The sequence below is a fragment of the Pseudomonas sp. NFX5 genome, from assembly GCF_049132125.1.
In the GTDB taxonomy this organism is placed as follows: Bacteria; Pseudomonadota; Gammaproteobacteria; order Pseudomonadales; family Pseudomonadaceae; genus Aquipseudomonas; species Aquipseudomonas marginalis.
In genome coordinates, this window is sequence record NZ_JAFMZG010000045.1 from 1 (window position 1) to 20,108 (window position 20,108).

A 20,108-nucleotide genomic window follows, 5' to 3' on the forward strand; every position below is an offset into this window, starting at 1 on the left:
GTGTGCCAGTCACTGCATCTGGCGACTGGCACACCGCATTCGCGAGCAAGCCCGCTCCTACATTTTGATCTTCATCATTCTTTGAGATTGGTGTGAGCCCCAACAAAAAATGCGCCCCTTCGGGCGCATTTTTTTGTTCGGTCAACTATCGCCTATCAGGCAATCGCATCCCAGGCACGGTCACCGTTCTCGTCTTTGATCCGAGTCGGCAAACCCATCACGTCCAGCGCCTTGAGGAACGGCTCAGCCGGCAGTTCCTCGACGTTGGCCATGTGTTTCACATCCCACTCGCCCCGGGCGACCAGCAGCGCGGCGGCTACCGGTGGAACGCCTGCGGTGTAGGAGATGCCCTGGCTGTCGGTCTCGGCGAAGGCTTCTTCGTGATCCGCCACGTTGTAGATGAACATCTCACGCGGCTGGCCATCCTTGGTGCCTTTGACCAGGTCGCCGATGCAGGTCTTGCCGGTGTAGCCCGGGGCGAGCGAAGACGGGTCGGGCAGCACGGCCTTGACCACTTTCAACGGCACCACTTCCAGGCCTTCGGCGGTGGTGACCGGCTTCTCGGAGAGCAGGCCGAGGTTTTTCAGCACGGTGAACACGTTGATGTAGTGTTCGCCGAAGCTCATCCAGAAACGCACGTTGGGCACGTCGAGGTTTTTCGACAGCGAGTGCACTTCATCGTGGCCGGTGAGGTAGAGGTTCTGCGAACCCACGACCGGCAGGTCGTCGGTGCGTTTGACTTCGAACATGGTGTTGCTGGTCCACTGGCTGTTCTGCCAGCTCCACACCTGCCCGGTGAATTCGCGGAAGTTGATTTCCGGATCGAAATTGGTGGCGAAGTATTTGCCATGGGAGCCGGCATTGACGTCGAGGATGTCGATCGAATCAATGCGGTCGAAATGCTGTTGCTGCGCCAGCGCGGCGTACGCGTTGACGACACCCGGGTCGAAGCCCACGCCAAGGATGGCGGTGATGTTCTTCTGTTTGCACTCTTCCAGGTGGTTCCATTCGTAGTTGCCGTACCACGGCGGGGTCTCGCAGACCTTGCCCGGCTCTTCGTGGATGGCGGTGTCGAGGTAGGCGACGCCGGTGTCGATGCAGGCACGCAGTACCGACATGTTGAGGAACGCGGATCCCACGTTGATGACGATCTGGGATTCGGTCTCGCGGATCAGGGCCTTGGTCGCTTCCACGTCCAGGGCGTTGAGCGCGAAGGCCTGGATGTCGGCGGGAACCTTGAGGCTACCCTTGGCCTTGACGCTGTCGATGATGGCCTGGCATTTGGAGATGTTGCGCGACGCGATAGCAATACGACCGAGTTCGTCGTTGTGCTGCGCGCACTTGTGGGCCACCACCTTGGCGACACCTCCTGCACCAATGATAAGAACGTTCTTTTTCAATTGCTTTATCTCTCCTTTATCCGCCAGCTTACGAAAGGCTGGACAGGTAGTCGTCGTAACCAAATTCACGAACCACTTCGACTGTACCGTCGAGTTGTTTCACTACGATGGACGGCATTTTCAGGCCGTTGAACCAATTTTTCTTGACCATGGTGTAGCCCGCGGTGTCGATGAACGACAGCCGATCGCCGATGGCCAGCGGACGATCAAATTGATACTCGCCGAAGATGTCCCCGGCCAGGCAGGATTTGCCGCACACCATGTAGGTGTGTTCGCCCTCGCTCGGCGCCAGCTTGGCGTTGAGGCGATAGATCAGCAGGTCCAGCAGGTGGGCTTCGATGGAGCTGTCGACGACGGCGAGGTTTTTGCCGTTGTAGAGGGTGTCGAGCACGGTGACTTCCAGGGAGGCGCTGTTGGTGATCGCCGCTTCGCCGGGTTCCAGGTAGACCTGCACGTCGTACTTCTGCGAGAACGCCTTGAGGCGCTGGCAGAAGGCGTCGATGGCATAGCCTTCACCGGTGAAGTGGATGCCGCCGCCGAGGCTGACCCAGTTGACCTTGTGCAGCAGCGCGCCGAAGCGTTCTTCGATGGTATTGAGCATCTGGTCGAACAGGTTGAAGTCGCCGTTCTCGCAGTTGTTGTGGAACATGAAGCCGGAGATCTGCTCGATCACGCCTTCAATCTTCACCGGGTCCCATTCGCCCAGGCGGCTGAACGGACGCGCCGGGTCGGCCAGCAGGTAGTCGGAGCTGCTCACCTGCGGGTTGACGCGCAGGCCGCGGGTCTTGCCTTCGCTGCGCTCGGCAAAACGCTGCAGCTGGCTGATGGAGTTGAAGATGATCTTGTCGCAGTTATCGAGCATCTCTTCGATTTCATCGTCGGCCCAGGCCACGCTGTAGGCGTGCGCCTCGCCTTCGAACTTCTGGCGACCGAGCTTCAACTCGTACAGCGACGACGAGGTGGTGCCGTCCATGTATTCCTGCATCAGGTCGAACACCGACCAGGTGGCAAAGCACTTGAGCGCCAGCAGGGCCTTGGCGCCGGACTGCTCGCGCACGTAAGCAATCTTCTGCATGTTGACCAGAAGCTTCTGTTTATCGATGAGGTAGTACGGCGTTTTGATCATTTTTGAGAGCCTGCGGCGGTGCCTGCCAAAAAAGGACACGCATTGTGCCCGCACTTGGATCGAATCGAAAGGTTAGTGGGCGGATTTTGCTGCGCCAGCTTTACGATCCTAACCACTGAGTATGACTATCTATGCATCTACACCGCTCTAATGTGGGAGGGGGCTTGCCCCCGATAGCGGTGTATCAGCCAGCCTATTCTTTATTGACCCTCTGCTATCGGGGGCGAGCCCCCTCCCACATTTGGCCCCAGGTACCTCTGCTGCACTGCCATCAAACCGTCATCTGCCCACCACCTTCCTGCCACATTCCGCCGTTACTGTCCTCGCCAATGAGATCGATCTCAAGCGAGTGACCATGACTGATTTGAAAGACGTCGCGCGATTGGCCGGCGTATCCCGCGCGACCGCCGCCCGCACTTTTGCCTCCCCCGACCAGGTGCGCCCGGCGACCCGTGAGCAGGTGTTCGCCGCCGCCCGTGAGTTGGGCTTTCGGCCCAACCTGCTCGGCCGCCAATTGCGCCTGCAAACCACCCAGTTGATCGGCGTGGTGGTGCCCAACCTGCTCAACCCGGTATTCGCCGAACAGTTCCAGGCCATGGAGCGTGCCGCACGCTTGCGTGGCTACAGCCTGGTGCTGGCGACCACCGACTACAGCAGCGAACGCGAGTGCATCGTAGTGGAAGAACTGCTGCGCCAGCGCGTGGACGGCCTGGTGCTGACGGTCACCGATGCCGAAAGCAACAGCGTGCTCAGCAGCCTGAATACCGAACGGACGCCGTTCGTGCTGGCCTATCACCAACCGAGCAATCCCAACTACAGCGCCGTGTCGGTGGACAACCGCGCCGGCATGGCCTTGGCCACGCGCTACCTGCTGGAGGCCGGCCATCGACGCATCAGCATGGTCGCCGGCCCCGCCTTGCAGTCCGACCGCGCACGCCTGCGCTATGCCGGTTACTGCGACGCGATGAAGGCATACGGTCTCAACAGCCGCGCGGTGATCGAAATGCCCGCCCATACCCAGGCCGAATTCGCTGCCATCCAGCCGTACCTCAACGGCCCCGACGCCCCCAGCGCTCTGGTGTGTTCCAACGATTTCCTCGCGATCAGCCTGATCGCCGAGCTGCGCCGCAACGCCTGGAATGTGCCCGGGCAACTGTCGGTGATGGGCTTTGACGGCATCGCCCTCGGCACCCAGATGCACCCGACCCTGTGCAGCGTGGTACAGCCCATCGCGCTGCTGGCCAGCACGGTGATTGACCAACTGCTGGCGCAGATCGCCGGTAACGACCCGGTTTCCCATTGCCTGCCTTGCCATATCCGGCCGGGCGAAAGTACCCAACCCTTTGAGGAGTCCCTTGATGCGCGCATTCAGTAAAACCCTGGCCGCCGTGCTGCTCTGCGGTGTGGCCAGCCTGGCCCAGGCCGCCGAAACGGCTATTTGCTACAACTGCCCGCCGGACTGGGCCGACTGGGGCACCCAGCTCAAGGCCATCGCTGCCGACACGGGGGTGCAGGTGCCGCTGGACAACAAGAACTCCGGCCAGTCCCTGGCGCAACTGGTGGCCGAAAAGGCCGCGCCGGTCGCGGACGTGGTGTATTACGGCGTGACCTTCGGCTTGCAGGCGCAAAAGGCCGGCGTGGTCGAGGGTTACAAGCCCAAAGGCTGGGAACAGATCCCCGCCGGGTTGAAAGACCCCGCCGGCCAGTGGTTTGCGATCCACTCCGGCACCCTGGGCATCATGGTCAACGTCGATGCATTGGGTGGCCTGCCGGTGCCGCAAAGCTGGGCCGACCTGCTCAAGCCGCAATACAAAGGCATGGTCGGCTACCTGGACCCGTCCAGCGCCTTCGTCGGTTACGTCTCTGCCGTGGCGATCAACCGCGCAATGGGCGGCGACCTGGACAACTTCGCCCCGGCCATCGACTACTTCCAGAAACTGGCGAAAAACGCCCCCATCGTGCCCAAGCAGACCGCCTATGCGCGGGTGCTGTCCGGGGAGTTGCCGATCCTGGTGGACTACGATTTCAACGCCTACCGCGCCCGCTACAAAGACAACGCCAACGTCGCCTTCGTGATCCCCAAGGAAGGCAGCATCAGCGTGCCCTATGTGATGAGCCTGGTGGCCAACGCGCCGCACCGCGCCAATGGCGAGAAGGTGCTGGACTTCGTGCTGTCGGACCAAGGCCAGGCACTCTGGGCCAAGGCGTACTTGCGCCCGGTACGTCCGGTGACCATGCCGGCCGACGTCGCCGCGCAGTTCCTGCCCGACAGCGATTACGCCCGCGCCAGTGTGGTGGACTATCAGAAAATGGCCGCTGTGCAGGAAGCCTTCGCCGCCCGTTACCTGAACGAGGTCAAGTAAGTGGCTGCATCGGCAAAACAAGCGGCCTGGGCGCTGGCCCCGGCCTTTGCGGTGCTGTTCGCGTTCTGGCTGTTGCCGCTGGCGCACTTGATGCTGCTCGGCGCCGACAGCCGCGACAGCCACGGCAGCGGCTATTGGCAGGTGCTCAGCAGCGCGCAGTACCTGGGCAGCCTGGCGCAGACCTGCGTGCTGGCGATCGTGGTGACGTTCACCGCGTTGTTGATCGGTGGCATCAGCGGCGTATTCCTCGCGCGCCAGCAGTTTTTCGGGCGCTCGGCGTTGGTGGCGTTGCTCACGTTTCCCCTGGCGTTTCCCGGGGTGGTGGTGGGCTTCCTGGTGATCCTGCTGGCCGGGCGCCAGGGGCTGCTGGCGTCCCTGGGCCTGCAATTGGCCGGTGAGCGCTGGATCTTTGCCTACTCCCTGGCCGGGCTGTTTGTCGGCTACCTGTACTTCTCGATTCCGCGGGTGATCCTCACGGTGATGGCCGCGTGCGAAAGCCTCGACCGCAGCCTGGAAGAAGCCGCGCACTCGCTGGGAGCAGGGCACTGGCGGGTGGTCTGCGACGTGATCGTGCCGGGCCTGGCGCCGGCGTTGGCGTCCTGCGGCGCGATCTGCTTCGCCACGTCCATGGGCGCCTTCGGCACTGCGTTCACCTTGGGCACGCGCCTGAATGTGACCCCGGTGGCGATCTACAACGTGTTCACCAACTACGCCAACTTTGCCGTCGCCGCCGCGTTGTCGGTGGTGCTCGGCGCGGTGACCTGGGCGGTGCTGTTGCTCACGCGACGCCTGGTGAAAAATGCGGGGACGGTCTTGTGAAACGCTCATCGCTGTTTGTGATGCAACTGCTGTTCACCTTGCTGGTGTGCGCGTTCATGTTGGTGCCGGTGCTGATGTCGTTGCTGGCCGGGTTGACGCGCAATTTCTTCGTCGGCCTGTCCAGCGGCCTGACCTTCGACTGGTTGATCCAGGTGTGGCAGGCCTATTCGCCCACCGTATGGCTGTCCTTGCAATTGGCCCTGGCGTGCGCGGTGTGTGTCTGCGTGATCGGCGTGCCGGCGGCCTATGCGCTGGTGCGCATGAACAACCGCTTCAGCCGTGCCTTCGAAGAACTGATGGTGCTGCCGGTGGCGATGCCGGGGCTGGCCAGTGCGCTGGCGTTGCTGCTCACCTATGGCCAGTTCGGCACGTTTCGCAGCAGCTGGTTGTTCATCCTGGTCGGCCATGTGTTGTTCACCTTGCCGTTCCTGGTACGTCCGGTGATGGCGGTGATGCAACGCCAGCAACTGCCAGTGCTGGAAGAGGCGGCGGCCAGCCTGGGCGCCGGGCCGGTCAAGCGCTTTTTCAGCGTGGTGGTGCCCAACTGCCGGACGGGGATTCTGGCCGGCGTGCTGATGGTGGTGACCTTGTCGTTGGGCGAATTCAACCTGACCTGGATGCTCCACACGCCGATGACCAAGACATTGCCCGTGGGCCTGGCCGACAGCTACGCCTCGGCGCGCCTGGAAATCGCCAGCGCCTACACCCTTATCTTTTTGCTGATGATCGTGCCGCTGCTGATTGCGTTGCAGGCCATCAGCGCTCGTTTGTCCCGTGGAGAGCGTCGATGACTGCTATCACTATCCGCCTGCAAGGCTGTCGCAAGGCATTCGCCGACGGCACCGTGGCTGTGCATGACCTGAACCTGACCGTCGAAGGCGGTGAAACCCTGGCGATCCTCGGCCCGTCCGGCTGCGGCAAGACCACCACCTTGCGCCTGATTGCCGGCCTGGAACGCCCGGATGTGGGCCAGGTTTTTTTCGGCAGCGACGACGTCACCCGCCTGCCCATCGAGCGCCGCGACGTGGGCATGGTGTTCCAGAACTACGCGCTGTTTCCCAACCTCGATGTGGCCGGCAATATCGTCTACGGCTTGAAGATTCGCGGCATGGCAGCTCTGGAGCGCAACAAGCGCTGCGAGGAACTGCTGGAACTGGTGGGCCTGCAACAGCATGGCAAGCGCAGCATCCACGAATTGTCCGGTGGCCAACGTCAACGGGTGGCCCTGGCCCGTGCCCTGGCGCCGCGCCCTAAAGTGCTGTTGCTGGATGAACCGCTGGCGGCCCTGGATGCGCAATTGCGCGAGCGCCTGCGCAGCGAGCTGAATGAACTGCTGCGCGGCCTCGGTATCACCTCGGTATTTGTCACCCACGACCAGGGCGAAGCCATGGCCCTGGGCGATCGTATCCTGGTGATGGAGCACGGCCGCGTCGCGCAACTGGCCAGCCCACGGGAGATCTACCAAACGCCGGCGAATGCGTTCGTCGCCGGTTTTGTCGGCAACCTCAATGCCTTTGCCGTCACCTCGCGAACAACCCATGGCCTGGAAGTCTGCGGCGGCGAGTTGCCGTGGCAGGCCGCCGACGTGCCCAACACGGTGTACTGCCGCCCCGAACACCTGCGGGTGATGGAGAGCGAAGGGCACTTGCACGGCCATCTAGTGGCGCAGTTTTTCCAGGGCGCCCAAAGCCGCCTGCTGGTGGACGTGGGCGGCCCGCAACCGCTGCTGGTGGACAGCAGCGACAACCACCTGTACGCCGTCGGCGCGCCGATTGCCCTGGCGATTGCGCCGCACATGTTGTTCACCCTGAATGCGTGAGAGTTTGCTTGTGAATCGTCCGTTTCTTGTTGCGCAAATCAGCGACCTGCACCTTAAAGCCGGCCAGCGCCTGACGTATGGGGTGGTGGATACCCTGGGCGCGCTGCGCCGTGCCGTCGACCATTTGAACGCCAGCCACCCACGGCCCGATATTGTGGTGATCAGCGGTGACCTGGTGGACTTCGGCCGCGCCGATGAATACGCCGTGCTGCACCCCGAACTCGCGCGCCTGCACATGCCGTGCTACCTGGTGCCCGGCAACCACGACACACGCGGGCCGTTGCTCGAGGCATTCCGTGATCACGCCTACTTGCCTTTGTCGGCAGAGGGGCCGTTGGACTGGGTGGTGGACGAGCATCCGCTGCGTTTGATCGGCCTGGACTCGACTATTCCGGGTGGGCACGGCGGCCAGCTGCTGGACAGCCAATTGCACTGGTTGGACGCGCAACTGGCACGACGCCCGGACGCGCCGACGTTGCTGATCCTGCACCATCCGCCGTTTATCAGCGGCATCGGCCATATGGACCGCGAACCCTTTATCAACGCTGCGGCGCTGGAAGCGGTTGTGTCTCGCCACTCGCAAGTGGAACGCCTGCTGTGCGGGCACCTGCACCGGCCGATGCAGCGACGCTTTGGCGGCAGCTTGAGTTGTGTGTGCCCCGGCACCTCCCATCAGATTGTGCTGGACCTGCAGGACGCCGCGCCCGCGCATTTCAACCTGGAACCGGCGGGGTATCTGTTGCATCGCTGGGATGCGCAACAGGGCCTGATCAGCCACAACGGCGTGTTCGGGGATTACCCGGGGCCGTACCCGTTTTATGACGCTCATGGATTGATTGACTGAGGTTTACGGAGGTTTCACTTCACTCAACTCGCTAACAACTAAGCAACTGAATAACCGTTAACGCCCCGGCCAACGTCACGTTTGGCCGACGGCATCCTGCTGCCCATTTTTTGCGCCCGGAACCTGGATTCCGCGCCGGAGTTCGTCCTGATGAAAGCCACGTTGAATGTATTAGGTGTATTGACCGGCGGCCTGGGCATTGCCCTGAGCCCCTTGGCGTCCGCTGACTTTTTGAGCGACAGCAAAGCCAACTTGAGCATGCGTAACTTTTACTTCAATAACGACAACCGCGACGGCACGGCGGCACCGTCGAAGACCGAAGAGTGGGGCCAGGCCTTTATCCTCAACTACCAGTCGGGCTTTACCGACGGCACCGTCGGCTTTGGCCTGGACGCCATCGGCATGCTCGGCGTGACCCTCGACAGCAGCGCCGCGCGCCATGTCGGCAGCTCGATGATCCCCACCGAAGACGGCAAGGCCACGGATAACTGGGCCCGTGGCGGCGCCACCGCCAAGGCGCGGTTTGCCAAGACCGAAGCGCGCTACGGCTACCTGCGCCCGAACCTGCCGATCCTGGTGAGCAACGACGGCCGCCTGTTGCCGCAGTCGTTCGAAGGCGGGCAGGTCACCAGCAAGGACATCGACAACCTGACCCTGGTCGGCGGCCAGCTTGAGCACACCACCGGTCGCGGTTCCAGCGACCGCAGTGGCCTGGCAGCGGCGGGCGCTACCCAGGAAAGCAATAAATTTACCTACGCCGGTGCAGACTACCAGCTGACCAAGGACCTGATGGTCCAGTACTACTACGCCAACCTCGAAGACTATTACCAACAACACTTCGCCGGGTTGATCCACGTATTGCCGTTGGGCGAATACGGCTCATTGAAAACCGACCTGCGCTACTTCAAGACCAGCTCCGACGGTAAAAACAGCAGCGCCGCCGGCCGTGCCGAAGGCTATAAGCTGGGCGGCTATACCAAGAACGGTAACGGTGAAATCGACAACAACACCTGGAGCGCCGCGTTCATCTACTCCCTGGGCCCGCACGCGATCACTGCCGGTTACCAGCAAGTCTCGGACGACAGCAACTTCGCCCAACTCAACCAGGGCGGCCTGGTGAACAAAGGCGAGGGCGGTGCCAGCCTGTACCTCTACACCGACCGTACCGTACAGACCTTCATCCAGGCCGGCGAACGCACCGCCTTTGCCCAGTACGCCTACGACTTCGCATCGCTGGGTGTGCCCGGGCTGAAGGCCTCGGTCATGTACCTCAAGGGCGAGCACATCCTCACCACCAGCGGCAACGACGCCAGCGAGTGGGAGCGCGACATCTCGTTGGATTACGTGGTGCAGAGCGGCACATTCAAGAACGTCGGGTTCGGCTGGCGTAACGGCGTGTCACGCAGTGAAGTAGCGCGGGACCAGGACCAGAATCGGGTGTTTGTGAGTTATTCGATTCCGTTGATGTAGTACCGCTGAGCCCCTCACCTCTGTAGGAGCGAGCTTGCTCGCGAAAAACGTCAACGATAACGCGCCTTTCCAGAATGCCAGCGGTGTCCTTGTGTTCTTCGCGAGCAAGCTCGCTCCTACAGGGGGGGCTTGCTCACGCCACCCGGTTCCTGCCCGCGCCCTTGGCCTCATACAAGCGCATGTCCGCGCGCTTGAGCAATGCCAGGGAGTCGCGGTCAGAAGGCTCTGCCACGCCCACGCCGATACTCACCGTGACCTGGCTCACGGTCGGGAACTTCGCGGCCGCCACGGCCGCGCGGATTTTTTCGGCGACCACGTCGGGGCTGTCCGGTGCTTCGACTTCCGGCAGCAGCACGGCGAATTCTTCCCCTCCATAACGCGCGACGAAGTCGGTGGCGCGCGTGGTGTTTTCTATCAGTGCCGCGAGTTGGCACAGCACATCATCGCCAACGGCGTGGCCGTAGGTGTCGTTGACGCGCTTGAAGTAGTCGGCATCGATCAGCAGCAGGGCAAAGGTGCGGCCGGTACGCTGGAACAACAGGCTGTTTTCGGCGAGTTTTTCGTCGAAGCGGCGCCGGTTGAACACGCCGGTGAGGGCGTCGTGGGTGGCCAGCTTGAGCAGGTCGGCGTTGGCCTGGGTGAGGTCGGCGGTGCGTTGCGCCACGGTAGCTTCCAGGGAGGCGTTGGTTTCTTGCAGTTCGCGTTCCTTGGCGAGCAGCGAGTGCGTCATGCCGGTGAGCGATTGCCCCAGTTGGGCGATCTCCAGCACCGGGTGTTCCTGGGGGAACACCGCGCCGGGCTGATGGTCCTGCACCTGTTTGGCGGACTTGGCCAGGCGCTCGATGGGACGGCTGAGTGATGAGGCGAGGTAATACGCAGCCACGATAAAGATGATCGCTGCGAGCAGGCCGAGCACCATTAATTTGTACAGCAGGCTGCGCGCCGGTTGCAGGGTCACGTCCAACGGCTGGCGCACCATGATGTACCAGCTCACCCGCGCGTTGGACGGGCTGGGGACGGCGACCGAGGCGGTGACGTAGCCGTTGTCGGTGAACCAGCCGGTTGGCGTGACCAGCTTGTCTTTAGGCATCTGCTCACCGGCGAGGGCTTCGGGGTAAAGCACCTTGCCATCGAAGTCGACAATCAAGGCCTCGATATCGGGGAGGGCGTCTTTTTGCGTCACGGCGGACGCGACGATCTGCGTCACCCAGCGCCAGTGGGCATGGGCGCCCAGCACGCCAATCGTCTCGCCGCTGGCATTGCGAATCGGCGCGGCAAAGTCGATAAAGCGCAGCGGCTCGCCATTCGCCGCACCCGGCAGCAGTTTGGCCAGCAACACCGCCTCGTGGGGATCGCCGGTGTACTCGCCGCGCAGGCCAGCCTGGAACCAGGGGCGTTGCTGCACCGATTGGTTGACCAGCAGCCCATTGACCGCCTGGCGCACACGCCCCTCGGCGTCGGCAACTCCCATCCACGCGTACTCGGCGCGCGATTGCGTGCGCAGTTCCATCAAGGCCAGGATATCCGGCGCATCCAGGTCACCACGGCGAAACAGCGGGGCCTTGCTGAGCAAGGACACTTCCAACTGCCGTTCGCGCAATTGCACAGCCAACAGTGCCGCCGTCGAGCGCGCAGTGCTCAACAGCGTGTTGCCACTGGCCTGTTTCATCTGCTCGGTAGCGATGTGCCCCACGTAAAAACCCACACTCAATAAGATGAGCAGCGACAACCCGGCAAACCACAGGGTCAGGTGACTACGCAGGCTGGCTTTGATCATGAGTGCTCATTTGAATGTTTGTTCGGGGCCATGGTATGCGTAATAGAGGGGACGAGACCAGCAATGGGTTGATCTATTCACTGCCGGCAACATGAGCAGATCTTGTGATCATCTGGAATAAAATGAGTTTGTCTCACTATGCTCGTGTGCCGACAATGGCTGCCATTGAATACCTACAGTGGAGTTGTAAGTCATGGCAGTCGCTCATTCCCTCGGATTTCCGCGCATTGGACGCGATCGTGAACTGAAAAAAGCGCAGGAAGCGTTCTGGAAGGGCGAGCTTGACGAAGCCGGTCTGCGTGCGGTCGGACGTGACCTGCGCAAAGCCCACTGGGCCCTGCAAAAGCAGGCGGGCATTGAGCTGCTGCCCGCCGGTGATTTTGCCTGGTACGACCAGGTGCTGACCCACTCGCTGATGTTCGGTGTGATCCCCGAGCGTTTTCGTCCGGCCGATGGCCAGGCCACCCTCGACACCCTGTTCGGCATGGCCCGTGGCGTCAGCGACAGCTGCTGCGGCGGTGCCCATGCCCAGGAAATGACCAAGTGGTTCGATACCAACTACCACTACCTGGTGCCTGAATTCAGTGCCGACCAGCAATTCCACCTGGGGTGGGAGCAGTTGTTCGAAGAAGTTAAGGAAGCCCTCGACCTGGGTCACACCGTCAAGCCGGTGGTGATCGGCCCGCTGACCTACCTGTGGCTGGGCAAGGCCAAGGGCGGTGACTTCGACAAGCTCGACCTGCTTGAGCGCCTGCTGCCGTTGTACGGCCAGATCTTCCAGCGCCTGGCCGACCTCGGCGTGGAATGGGTGCAGATCGACGAGCCGATCCTGGTCCTCGACCTGCCGCAGGAATGGAAGAACGCGTTCGAGCGTGCCTACAACCTGATCCAGCGTGACCCGCTGAAAAAGCTGGTGGCGACCTACTTCGGCGGCCTGGAAGAGAACCTCGGCCTTGCCGCGAACCTGCCGGTGGATGGCCTGCACATCGACCTGGTGCGCGCGCCGGAGCAGTATCCGACCATCCTCGACCGCCTGCCGGCTTATAAAGTGCTGTCCCTGGGCGTGGTCAACGGCCGTAACGTCTGGCGTTGCGACCTGGAAAACGCCCTGGCCACCTTGCAGCACGCCCATGAAAAACTCGGTGATCGTCTGTGGGTGGCGCCATCCTGCTCGCTGCTGCACAGCCCGGTGGACCTGGGCCGTGAAGACCAGTTGGATGCCGAGCTGAAAAGCTGGCTGGCGTTCGCTGTGCAAAAATGCGCTGAAGTGGCGGTGCTGGCGCAAGCCGTCAACCAGCCTGAAGCGCCCAACGTCCTCGCTGCCCTGGCCGAAAGCCGTGCCGTGCAGGCGGCCCGCGCTGCCTCGCCGCGTATCCACAAGCCTGCGGTACAAGCGCGTGTAGCGGCGATTACCCGCCAGGACAGCCAGCGCCAGTCGCCGTTTACCCAGCGTATCGAGAAACAACGTGCGGGCCTGAACCTGCCGCTGTTCCCGACCACCACCATCGGTTCGTTCCCGCAGACCGCGTCGATCCGCCTGGCGCGCCAGTCGTACAAGGCTGGAAAGTTGAGCGAAGCCGAATACGTCGAAGCCATGCACAGCGAGATTCGTCACGCCGTCGAGGTGCAGGAAAACCTCGGCCTGGACGTGCTGGTGCACGGTGAAGCCGAGCGTAACGACATGGTCGAGTACTTCGCCGAGCAGTTGGACGGCTACGTGTTCACCCGCTTTGGCTGGGTACAGAGCTACGGTTCGCGTTGCGTGAAGCCGGCGGTGATCTTCGGCGACCTGAGCCGCCCGAAGGCGATGACGGTGGAGTGGATCCGCTATGCCCAAGGCCTGACCCGCAAGGTGATGAAGGGCATGCTGACGGGACCGGTGACCATGCTGATGTGGTCGTTCCCGCGCGAAGACGTGAGCCGCGAAGTGCAGGCCCGCCAACTGGCCCTGGCGATTCGCGACGAAGTGGTCGACCTGGAAGCCGCCGGCATCCAGATCGTGCAGATCGACGAAGCCGCGTTCCGCGAAGGCTTGCCGTTGCGCCAGGCGCAGTGGCAAGGCTACCTGGACTGGGCCACCGAAGTGTTCCGCCTGTGCGCCTCGGGTGTGCGCGATGAAACCCAGATCCACACGCACATGTGCTACAGCGAGTTCAACGATGTGATCGAGTCCATCGCGGCCATGGATGCCGACGTGATCACCATCGAGACCTCACGCTCTGACATGGAACTGCTGGACGCGTTCGAAGCTTTCGCGTACCCCAATGACATTGGCCCAGGCGTCTACGACATCCACTCACCACGCGTGCCGGATGCCTCGGAAATGGCCAACCTGCTGCGCAAGGCCGCCCGGCGGATTCCTGCCGAGCGCTTGTGGGTAAACCCGGATTGCGGGTTGAAGACGCGGGGGTGGCCGGAGACGGAGGCGGCGTTGATTCATATGGTCACCGCAGCTCGCCAGCTACGGGCTGAGTTGGCTTGATATCGTAAAAAATGTGGGAGGGGGCTTGCCCCCGATAGCCATGGGTATCTACACAACTGTTCAGCCTCTGACAAATCTCCCTGTGGTGAGCGGGCTTGTCCCGCGTTGGGCTGCGCAGCAGCCCCAGTAAAGCAGAATGCGGTGTATCAGAAACTCCATAGCGGCTGTTTTGGGGCCGCTACGCGGCCCAACGCGGGACAAGCCCGCTCGCCACAGGGGAACTCGCCAGTCTCTGAAAATTGTGTAGATACCTATGCCACGATGAGTATGGGCGAGCTCCCACATTTGGATCCGTGTCAGGTCAGAGGTATTTGAGCCAGGCCAGGTCGCGGCGGCGGGCCTTGAGCCCGGCGAACCAGCGCACCGGCGGGTAGAGCGCCAGGGGTAATACCAGCGCCATCAGCCACACCGCACCCATACTGTCGAAGCCAAAGTAGTTGCCCTGGTTCAGGCCAAGCAGCGCCACACAGGCGACATACAGCACTTTCAGCACATACAGGTGCAGCAGGTAAAAGAACATCGGTACGGACCCAAACACCGCCAACACGCCGATCCAGCGTCGATGCCCCGCGCGTTCAAACGCCAGCAACAGCAACAACCCAATTCCCAGCGTCAATGCCAGGAACAACAGCGAAGGCGGGTACTTGGTGACGTTGAAAAAACTCATCAGCGTCTGTACGCCGCTGTCATACGCCTGCCAGGGCTTTTCGCCATAGCCATTGAGCGCACGCAACAGCACAAACCCCGCCAATGCACTCACACCGCCGAGCAGCAAAAACCGCTGGCGCACGGCAGGCAGCGTGGCATTGGCAAACCACGGGCCCAGGCCGTAACCGAGGGCAATCACGCCGATCCACGGCAGCACCGGGTAAGTCGTGCGCAGGCGCAGGGTGTCAGACACGTCAATCCAACTGCGTTCATGCAGGATCGTCCACGGAATATGCAGCGCCGAGCCTGGATCGAAATGCAGCCCATCCAGCAGGTTGTGCCCGCCGATGATCACCAGCGCCAGCACGATCAACAGCGGGCGCGGCAACCACACCAGGGCGGCGAGGGCGAGCATGCTGATGCCAATCGCCCAGATCACCTGCAGATAGATCACGCTGGGCGGCAACTGGAAGGTCCAGGCGAAGTTGACCAGGGTGAACTCCAGCACCACCAGGAACAACCCGCGCTTGAACAGGAACGCCGACACATCGCGGCGGCCCTGGTATTTCTGGCCGTATAAAAACGCGGATAACCCCGTGAGCAACACAAACACCGGCGCGCACAGGTGGGCGAGGGTGCGGCTGATAAACAACGCGGGCTCGGTGCTGTCGATACTCATCGGGTCGCTGACCTGGCGATGCAGCAGGAAGGTCTCGCGTACGTGGTCGAGCAGCATGAACAGGATCACCAGGCCGCGCAGGGCGTCGATGGAGAGCAGGCGTTGGCGCAGGGGAACGGCATCGGTCATGGGCGGGATCACAGGGCAGGGCGGAAAATTGGCGTTATCCTATAACATTAATCGACGCGTTGCCCTCCATTGATCTCGCTTCTGATACCTTCAGTGAACTCACACCCGGAGACCCTGAGCATGAGCACCCCTCAAACCGTCATCGACTTCTGGCAGCACGCCGGCCCCAAGCGCTGGTTCGCCAAGGACGATGGGTTCGACGCCACCTTCCGCGATACCTTCCACGCCACCCACCTGCAAGCCGCCCGGCGTGAGCTGGAAAGCTGGCTGGATTCGGCCGAAGGCGCCTTGGCCTTGCTGATCCTGCTCGACCAATACCCACGCAATGCCTTTCGCGGCACCGCGCACATGTTCGCCACCGACCCGCTCGCGCGCCTGTATGCCCAGCGCATGGTGGACGCCGGGCTCGACCAGCAGGTTGAGCCGGCATTGCGGGCGTTCTGTTATTTGCCGTTCGAGCACTCGGAAGACCCAAAAGACCAGCAACGCTCCCTGACCCTCAACCAGCAGCTGGATGCCAACACTTACCGCTGGGCCAAGGAGCACGCGCAGATCATCGAGCGCTTCGGGCGCTTTCCCCATCGCAATGCGGTGCTGGCCAGGGTCACCACGGATGAAGAGCGCGCGTTTCTGGACCAAGGCGGGTTTGCCGGTTAACCCGGTATTCCACCCAGGAATGCCCTCATAAAAACCGCGCATTGTCTTTCTTGGCGCGCATCTCGTAGCGTAGGGCTTCACCCAAGGAGCCCGTTATGAACCAGCCCCCGTTGCGCCTCTACGTTGATTCGCTCTACACCAGCCCGTACGCGATGTCGGTGTTCGTCACCCTGCGGGAAAAAGGCCTGGCCTTCGACCTGGTCACCCTGGACCTGGACACCGCGCAGAACCAGACGGCCGACTTTGCCCAGCTATCCGTGACCCAGCGCGTGCCGACCCTGTTGGAAGGCGATTTTGCCTTGTCGGAATCCTCCGCGATTACCGAATACCTGGACCAGGCCTACCCCGAGACCAGCGTGTATCCGGCCGATCCCAAACAGCGGGCGAGGGCACGACAGGTGCAGGCGTGGTTGCGCAGTGATTTGCTGACGATTCGCCAGGAGCGTTCGACCCTGGTGGTGTTTTATGGGCAGAAAATGCCGCCGTTGTCAGCCGACGCCCAAGGGGCAGCCCGGCGCTTGATCAGTGCGGCGCAGGTGCTGCTGGCGGGCAACCCTTCGTACTTGTTCGGTGAGTGGTGCATTGCTGACGTGGACCTGGCGGTGATGCTCAATCGTCTGATTCTAAACGGCGACAGCGTACCTGCCGAGTTGGTGGCTTATGCGCAGCGCCAGTGGCGCCGGCCGTCCGTGCAGGCGTGGGTCAACCTGCAACGTCCTGCGCTGTAGCGCTGGCCGTCATTTGCATGACGCGCCGGTCCAGGTCTTCCCAATCGGCCATGCCCAGCACCCGCGTGGTGTTCAAGCCACGCAGGTAGCCGCGCAACTGCTGGGCACTGGCGTGCACCTGGTCGGCTTCCGACGCCTCATCCAGCAGTACCTGTTCATACTCGACCAGGTAATCGGCGACCCGCTCGCGAAACTCCGGCAAGACGGCTTCGCGGATACGGTCGAAGGTTTTCTGGTGGGGCTTCATGGCGTGGTCCTTATAGGTTTTATGTGAGCACTATCGGTTCAGATAATAGTCACCATCATGCAACGCAAGTTCTGTTTTTTCAGGAAAAGCGCAAAATCGCCTGCATCGAGACGCTGTTCAAGGAAATGCGCGATGAGGACGTTGATTCAGCTGGGTTTAATGATGCTGATGCTGGGCACTGTGATCGTCAATAACGCAGCGATCGCTGATGAATTGCATGCAGGCCATTTGCTACCTATCGTCGGTAGCGTAGACTCCCTGCAGCATGCGCAATCGGTGGGGGTGTTGTTAAGCGATAACACCCGCGACAACCTCAGCTACCTTGAACGCTACCACGACATGGCCTTGAATGGCGCCAGGGATGCCCTTGACGCAGGTATCCGCGAGGCGTTCGTCAACAGCTCCGACCCGGAACTGGCCATTGATTGGTTGATCAGCTCGCTGCAGGGAACCTTTTTGTCGGTGACGGTCTACGACAACCTGGATGCCCTGGTGCAGGCTCGCCCCGATGTGGTGGTGATGCTCGATACCCATAACCAATTGCTGACCCAGCGCAACGATCAGGTCGAAGCGCGTTTTATCGCACGGTTTTATGACGCGAGCCTGCAATACATCGCCAAGGCCGAAGGCTCGGTGCACAGGCAGGTGCCCTCGGTGTGGGTGCACGACAAGGCCGCACCGGAGATTGCCGCGCGGATTGAACAGCAGCGGGATGTGCAGCTCGATGCGTTGAAGCAGTTCGATGCCTCGCTCAAGGCACTGGTTCGCGCGGGTTGATGTGAACCTTTATTTTTAGACTCAGGATTTTTTCATGCGCTCTTTTTTCGTACCGGTCGCGGCCCTGTTGCTGGCCGGTTGTGTTTCCGCTCCCAATAATCCGACCTTGACTCTGCAAACCGGCAAGAGCCCGGATGACTATGTGCAATGCCTGCTTCCCAAGCTGGAAAAGCACGGCATCACGTCGACGGTGACCCAGAACTCGCGCCACGCCAAGCTGGTGTTGACCAGCAAGATTGCCGCCGATGACGTGCTGGAGGTCTACAAGGCGGGGGACGGCGGCAAGGTGTTTTTGTACGAGCGCAAGCCGCTGGCGTCGACCATTACGCCGTCGCGGCTTGAACAGGTGGCGCAGGACTGCAGATAACCCATGTGGGAGGGAGCAAGCCCCAATGCCGGTCAGTTAAGGGACAGAACGGGCAACCCGTCACCTGTGGCGAGCGGGCTTGCCCCGCGTTGGGCTGCGAAGCAGCCCCAAAACATGGCCCCGGAGCTGTCTGGCACACTGCAGTGCTCTTATTGGGGGCTGCTGCGCAGCCCAACGCGGGGCAAGCCCGCTCACCACAGTTACAGTGTTCCTCCTTAACTGACTGGCATTGGGGCAAGCCCCCTCCCACATTTGAATCTGCATAAGGCCTAAGGTCTGGCTTCGTTGCTGAAGCTGTTAACCGTTTTCACCAGCCCTTGAGCCGCCAGTGCCACCAGCTCCCCACCTTTCTCCACCGTCGCCAGCGCCGGGTCCGAGCCCATGCGCCCGTCGGGGAAGCGGGCGCGGAAGTCCAGGGCTTCACGGATCGGCCCGGTGTTGGCGATCTGCGGGGAGTAGTCGGCCGACTTGATCGCGTCCGGATACGCCCACTGCGTCACCGCAATTTCCGAAGGCGTCGCATGGCTGCCATGGCCTACCGGGAATTGGCGGTGCGCCAGGTCAGTGACGCCTTCCAGGTCCCACCAGTTCACCAGCTTCAACGCAAACCCGGCAGGGCGACGGCCGAAGCTTGCCTCGGCGTACAGCTCGGAAAACGCCGCTTCAATCGTGGCGATATTGCCGCCGTGGCCGTTCAGGAACAGGATCTTGTCGAAGCCATGCCCGGCCAGCGAGCGCACCCAGTCGCCAATCGCAGCGATAAAGGTGGAAGGGCGCAGGGAAATGGTGCCGGGGAAACCCAGGTGGTGCTGGGCCATGCCGATATTGAAGGTGGGGCCGATGAGGATGTCGGCGTTCTTTTGCGCCTCATGGGCGATGATTTCCGGGCACATCCAGTCGGTGCCCAGCAGGCCGGTGGGGCCGTGTTGTTCGTTGGAGCCGATGGGAATCACCACCGTGCGGCTGCGTTCCAGGAACTGCCCGATCTCGATCCAGGTCGATTGATGTAGAAGCATGCGAAGCTCTCTTTTATCTGTGGGGACAGGCTAACCGCCACGGATTGTACGACTACTCGCCACCTGCTGGGGTCTGCAATTGAGGTACGTCGAGGACTTCAGCCAGCGTTGGTCGGGGTACCACGAAAACATGAACTGCCCATCCTTGAGCTTGTCCACCACCTGGCGTGCCACCTGCGGGCGCACGGCCGGGCAACCCTGGCTGCGGCCGATGCGGCCTTCGCGCTTGCTCCACAAGGGGCTGACGTAGTCGGCGGCGTGAATCACGATGGCGCGGTCGCGGGCCTGGTCATTGAACCCCGGCTCCAGGCCGTCCATGCGCAGCGAGTAGCCATGGGTGCCCAGGTAGCTTTCCTGGGTGCGGAACAGGCCCAGGCTGGATTGATGGCTGCCTTCCAGGTTGGAGAATTGGGTGGCGAAGTTTTCCCCGGACTTTGCGCCGTGGGCCACCAGGTCGCGCAGTACCAGGGTTTTCTTGCGCAGGTCGAAGATCCACAGCCGACGGGCGGTTGAAGGTTGGGAATAGTCAATCACGGCCAGGCGCTCGGAGCGTTCCTCGCCATTATTGACGGCGCACTGCACGGCGTTCAGGGCGCTTTTCAGTACGGTGGGATTGAGTTCTGGAGCCGAGCGCGCCAGGCTGTTATACAAGGAAGGAGGGTTGCCATTGGCGGCGAGCGCAGAATTGCTCAGTAAAGCCAGGCCCATGGTGACCAAACCAAGGCGGCATATAAAAGTCAGCATCTACAGTACATCCCCC

General features: G+C 61.9%; 19 protein-coding genes. 12 read left to right on the top strand and 7 right to left on the bottom strand.

The features are described from left to right. Window positions 1–155: 155 nt before the first annotated feature. Entirely contained in the window at window positions 156–1,400 is a 1,245-nt protein-coding gene (locus tag J1N02_RS31460; protein ID WP_027607244.1) for a saccharopine dehydrogenase family protein, read from the bottom strand. Window positions 1,401–1,428: 28 nt separating this feature from the next. Next, window positions 1,429–2,526, bottom strand: a complete 1,098-nt coding sequence (locus tag J1N02_RS31465; protein WP_027607243.1) for a carboxynorspermidine decarboxylase — start codon at window positions 2,524–2,526, stop codon at window positions 1,429–1,431. Window positions 2,527–2,881: 355 nt separating this feature from the next. Here J1N02_RS31465 and J1N02_RS31470 point away from each other — a divergent pair, with 355 nt between their 5' ends. The 7 genes from J1N02_RS31470 to J1N02_RS31500 all read left to right on the top strand — a co-directional run bounded on the left by J1N02_RS31470 (window position 2,882) and on the right by J1N02_RS31500 (window position 9,841). Then, window positions 2,882–3,901, top strand: a complete 1,020-nt coding sequence (locus tag J1N02_RS31470) for a LacI family DNA-binding transcriptional regulator (RefSeq protein ID WP_098479211.1) — start codon at window positions 2,882–2,884, stop codon at window positions 3,899–3,901. Beyond that, a complete protein-coding gene (locus J1N02_RS31475; RefSeq protein ID WP_421148297.1) occupies window positions 3,885–4,889 on the top strand; it encodes an ABC transporter substrate-binding protein in 1,005 nt (334 codons plus the stop codon). The genes J1N02_RS31470 and J1N02_RS31475 overlap by 17 nt, the downstream gene beginning before the upstream one ends. Next, entirely contained in the window at window positions 4,890–5,708 is an 819-nt protein-coding gene (locus J1N02_RS31480; RefSeq protein ID WP_065948101.1) for an ABC transporter permease, read from the top strand. It begins immediately after the preceding gene. Next, window positions 5,705–6,499: an ABC transporter permease gene (locus tag J1N02_RS31485; RefSeq protein WP_421148298.1), complete on the top strand. Its 795-nt coding sequence runs from the start codon at window positions 5,705–5,707 to the stop codon at window positions 6,497–6,499. Before J1N02_RS31480 ends, J1N02_RS31485 begins: the two co-directional genes overlap by 4 nt. Next, on the top strand, window positions 6,496–7,527 hold the full coding sequence (locus tag J1N02_RS31490) for an ABC transporter ATP-binding protein (protein ID WP_098479214.1): 1,032 nt from the start codon (window positions 6,496–6,498) through the stop codon (window positions 7,525–7,527). The genes J1N02_RS31485 and J1N02_RS31490 overlap by 4 nt, the downstream gene beginning before the upstream one ends. A gap of 10 nt (window positions 7,528–7,537) precedes the next feature. Then, a complete protein-coding gene (locus J1N02_RS31495) occupies window positions 7,538–8,371 on the top strand; it encodes a phosphodiesterase (protein WP_092357686.1) in 834 nt (277 codons plus the stop codon). A gap of 150 nt (window positions 8,372–8,521) precedes the next feature. Beyond that, window positions 8,522–9,841, top strand: coding sequence for an OprD family porin (locus tag J1N02_RS31500; RefSeq protein WP_421148299.1), 1,320 nt, complete (start codon window positions 8,522–8,524; stop codon window positions 9,839–9,841). Window positions 9,842–9,974: 133 nt separating this feature from the next. On the opposite strand, the gene J1N02_RS31505 is transcribed toward J1N02_RS31500, so the two are convergent. After that, window positions 9,975–11,618, bottom strand: coding sequence for a sensor domain-containing diguanylate cyclase (locus tag J1N02_RS31505; protein WP_421148300.1), 1,644 nt, complete (start codon window positions 11,616–11,618; stop codon window positions 9,975–9,977). A 193-nt stretch (window positions 11,619–11,811) separates the two neighbouring features. Between J1N02_RS31505 and metE the strand changes: the two genes are divergently transcribed. Then, the gene (metE, locus tag J1N02_RS31510; RefSeq protein ID WP_421148301.1) at window positions 11,812–14,100 is read left to right on the top strand and encodes a 5-methyltetrahydropteroyltriglutamate--homocysteine S-methyltransferase; all 2,289 of its coding nucleotides are present in this window, start codon (window positions 11,812–11,814) and stop codon (window positions 14,098–14,100) included. A 301-nt stretch (window positions 14,101–14,401) separates the two neighbouring features. Here metE and J1N02_RS31515 read toward each other — a convergent pair whose 3' ends face one another. Then, the gene (locus J1N02_RS31515; protein WP_368964141.1) at window positions 14,402–15,556 is read right to left on the bottom strand and encodes a DUF1624 domain-containing protein; all 1,155 of its coding nucleotides are present in this window, start codon (window positions 15,554–15,556) and stop codon (window positions 14,402–14,404) included. Between the two features lie 120 nt (window positions 15,557–15,676). Here J1N02_RS31515 and J1N02_RS31520 point away from each other — a divergent pair, with 120 nt between their 5' ends. Together J1N02_RS31520 and yfcF are read left to right on the top strand one after the other, a co-directional pair. After that, window positions 15,677–16,213 carry a DUF924 family protein gene (locus tag J1N02_RS31520; protein ID WP_092357366.1) on the top strand — a complete coding sequence of 179 codons (537 nt, stop codon included), beginning with the start codon at window positions 15,677–15,679 and terminating at the stop codon, window positions 16,211–16,213. A 95-nt stretch (window positions 16,214–16,308) separates the two neighbouring features. After that, window positions 16,309–16,941 carry a glutathione transferase gene (gene yfcF, locus J1N02_RS31525; protein ID WP_108572764.1) on the top strand — a complete coding sequence of 211 codons (633 nt, stop codon included), beginning with the start codon at window positions 16,309–16,311 and terminating at the stop codon, window positions 16,939–16,941. Here yfcF and J1N02_RS31530 read toward each other — a convergent pair. Further along, window positions 16,916–17,188 (bottom strand): hypothetical protein, encoded by a 273-nt coding sequence (locus J1N02_RS31530; RefSeq protein ID WP_027607230.1) that lies wholly within the window; start codon window positions 17,186–17,188, stop codon window positions 16,916–16,918. The two genes, yfcF and J1N02_RS31530, sit on opposite strands and share 26 nt — an antisense overlap. A gap of 132 nt (window positions 17,189–17,320) precedes the next feature. Here J1N02_RS31530 and J1N02_RS31535 point away from each other — a divergent pair, with 132 nt between their 5' ends. After that, the gene (locus J1N02_RS31535; protein ID WP_098479218.1) at window positions 17,321–17,965 is read left to right on the top strand and encodes an ATPase; all 645 of its coding nucleotides are present in this window, start codon (window positions 17,321–17,323) and stop codon (window positions 17,963–17,965) included. Window positions 17,966–17,999: 34 nt separating this feature from the next. After that, the gene (locus tag J1N02_RS31540) at window positions 18,000–18,332 is read left to right on the top strand and encodes a hypothetical protein (RefSeq protein ID WP_027607228.1); all 333 of its coding nucleotides are present in this window, start codon (window positions 18,000–18,002) and stop codon (window positions 18,330–18,332) included. A gap of 269 nt (window positions 18,333–18,601) precedes the next feature. Here J1N02_RS31540 and J1N02_RS31545 read toward each other — a convergent pair whose 3' ends face one another. Continuing rightward, on the bottom strand, window positions 18,602–19,348 hold the full coding sequence (locus J1N02_RS31545) for a creatininase family protein (RefSeq protein ID WP_027607227.1): 747 nt from the start codon (window positions 19,346–19,348) through the stop codon (window positions 18,602–18,604). 30 nt (window positions 19,349–19,378) lie between these two features. After that, a complete protein-coding gene (locus tag J1N02_RS31550; protein ID WP_027607226.1) occupies window positions 19,379–20,092 on the bottom strand; it encodes a murein L,D-transpeptidase catalytic domain family protein in 714 nt (237 codons plus the stop codon). Window positions 20,093–20,108 lie beyond the last annotated feature (16 nt).

Coding starts and splice junctions, on each gene's coding strand:
- J1N02_RS31535 (WP_098479218.1), top strand. CDS start 17,321: ATGAGGACGTTGATTCAGCTGGGTTTAATGATGCTGATGCTGGGCACT.
- J1N02_RS31545 (WP_027607227.1), bottom strand. CDS start 19,348: ATGCTTCTACATCAATCGACCTGGATCGAGATCGGGCAGTTCCTGGAA.
- J1N02_RS31500 (WP_421148299.1), top strand. CDS start 8,522: ATGAAAGCCACGTTGAATGTATTAGGTGTATTGACCGGCGGCCTGGGC.
- J1N02_RS31540 (WP_027607228.1), top strand. CDS start 18,000: ATGCGCTCTTTTTTCGTACCGGTCGCGGCCCTGTTGCTGGCCGGTTGT.
- J1N02_RS31470 (WP_098479211.1), top strand. CDS start 2,882: ATGACTGATTTGAAAGACGTCGCGCGATTGGCCGGCGTATCCCGCGCG.
- J1N02_RS31515 (WP_368964141.1), bottom strand. CDS start 15,556: ATGACCGATGCCGTTCCCCTGCGCCAACGCCTGCTCTCCATCGACGCC.
- J1N02_RS31490 (WP_098479214.1), top strand. CDS start 6,496: ATGACTGCTATCACTATCCGCCTGCAAGGCTGTCGCAAGGCATTCGCC.
- J1N02_RS31530 (WP_027607230.1), bottom strand. CDS start 17,188: ATGAAGCCCCACCAGAAAACCTTCGACCGTATCCGCGAAGCCGTCTTG.
- metE (WP_421148301.1), top strand. CDS start 11,812: ATGGCAGTCGCTCATTCCCTCGGATTTCCGCGCATTGGACGCGATCGT.
- yfcF (WP_108572764.1), top strand. CDS start 16,309: ATGAACCAGCCCCCGTTGCGCCTCTACGTTGATTCGCTCTACACCAGC.
- J1N02_RS31465 (WP_027607243.1), bottom strand. CDS start 2,526: ATGATCAAAACGCCGTACTACCTCATCGATAAACAGAAGCTTCTGGTC.
- J1N02_RS31475 (WP_421148297.1), top strand. CDS start 3,885: ATGCGCGCATTCAGTAAAACCCTGGCCGCCGTGCTGCTCTGCGGTGTG.
- J1N02_RS31505 (WP_421148300.1), bottom strand. CDS start 11,618: ATGATCAAAGCCAGCCTGCGTAGTCACCTGACCCTGTGGTTTGCCGGG.
- J1N02_RS31550 (WP_027607226.1), bottom strand. CDS start 20,092: ATGCTGACTTTTATATGCCGCCTTGGTTTGGTCACCATGGGCCTGGCT.
- J1N02_RS31520 (WP_092357366.1), top strand. CDS start 15,677: ATGAGCACCCCTCAAACCGTCATCGACTTCTGGCAGCACGCCGGCCCC.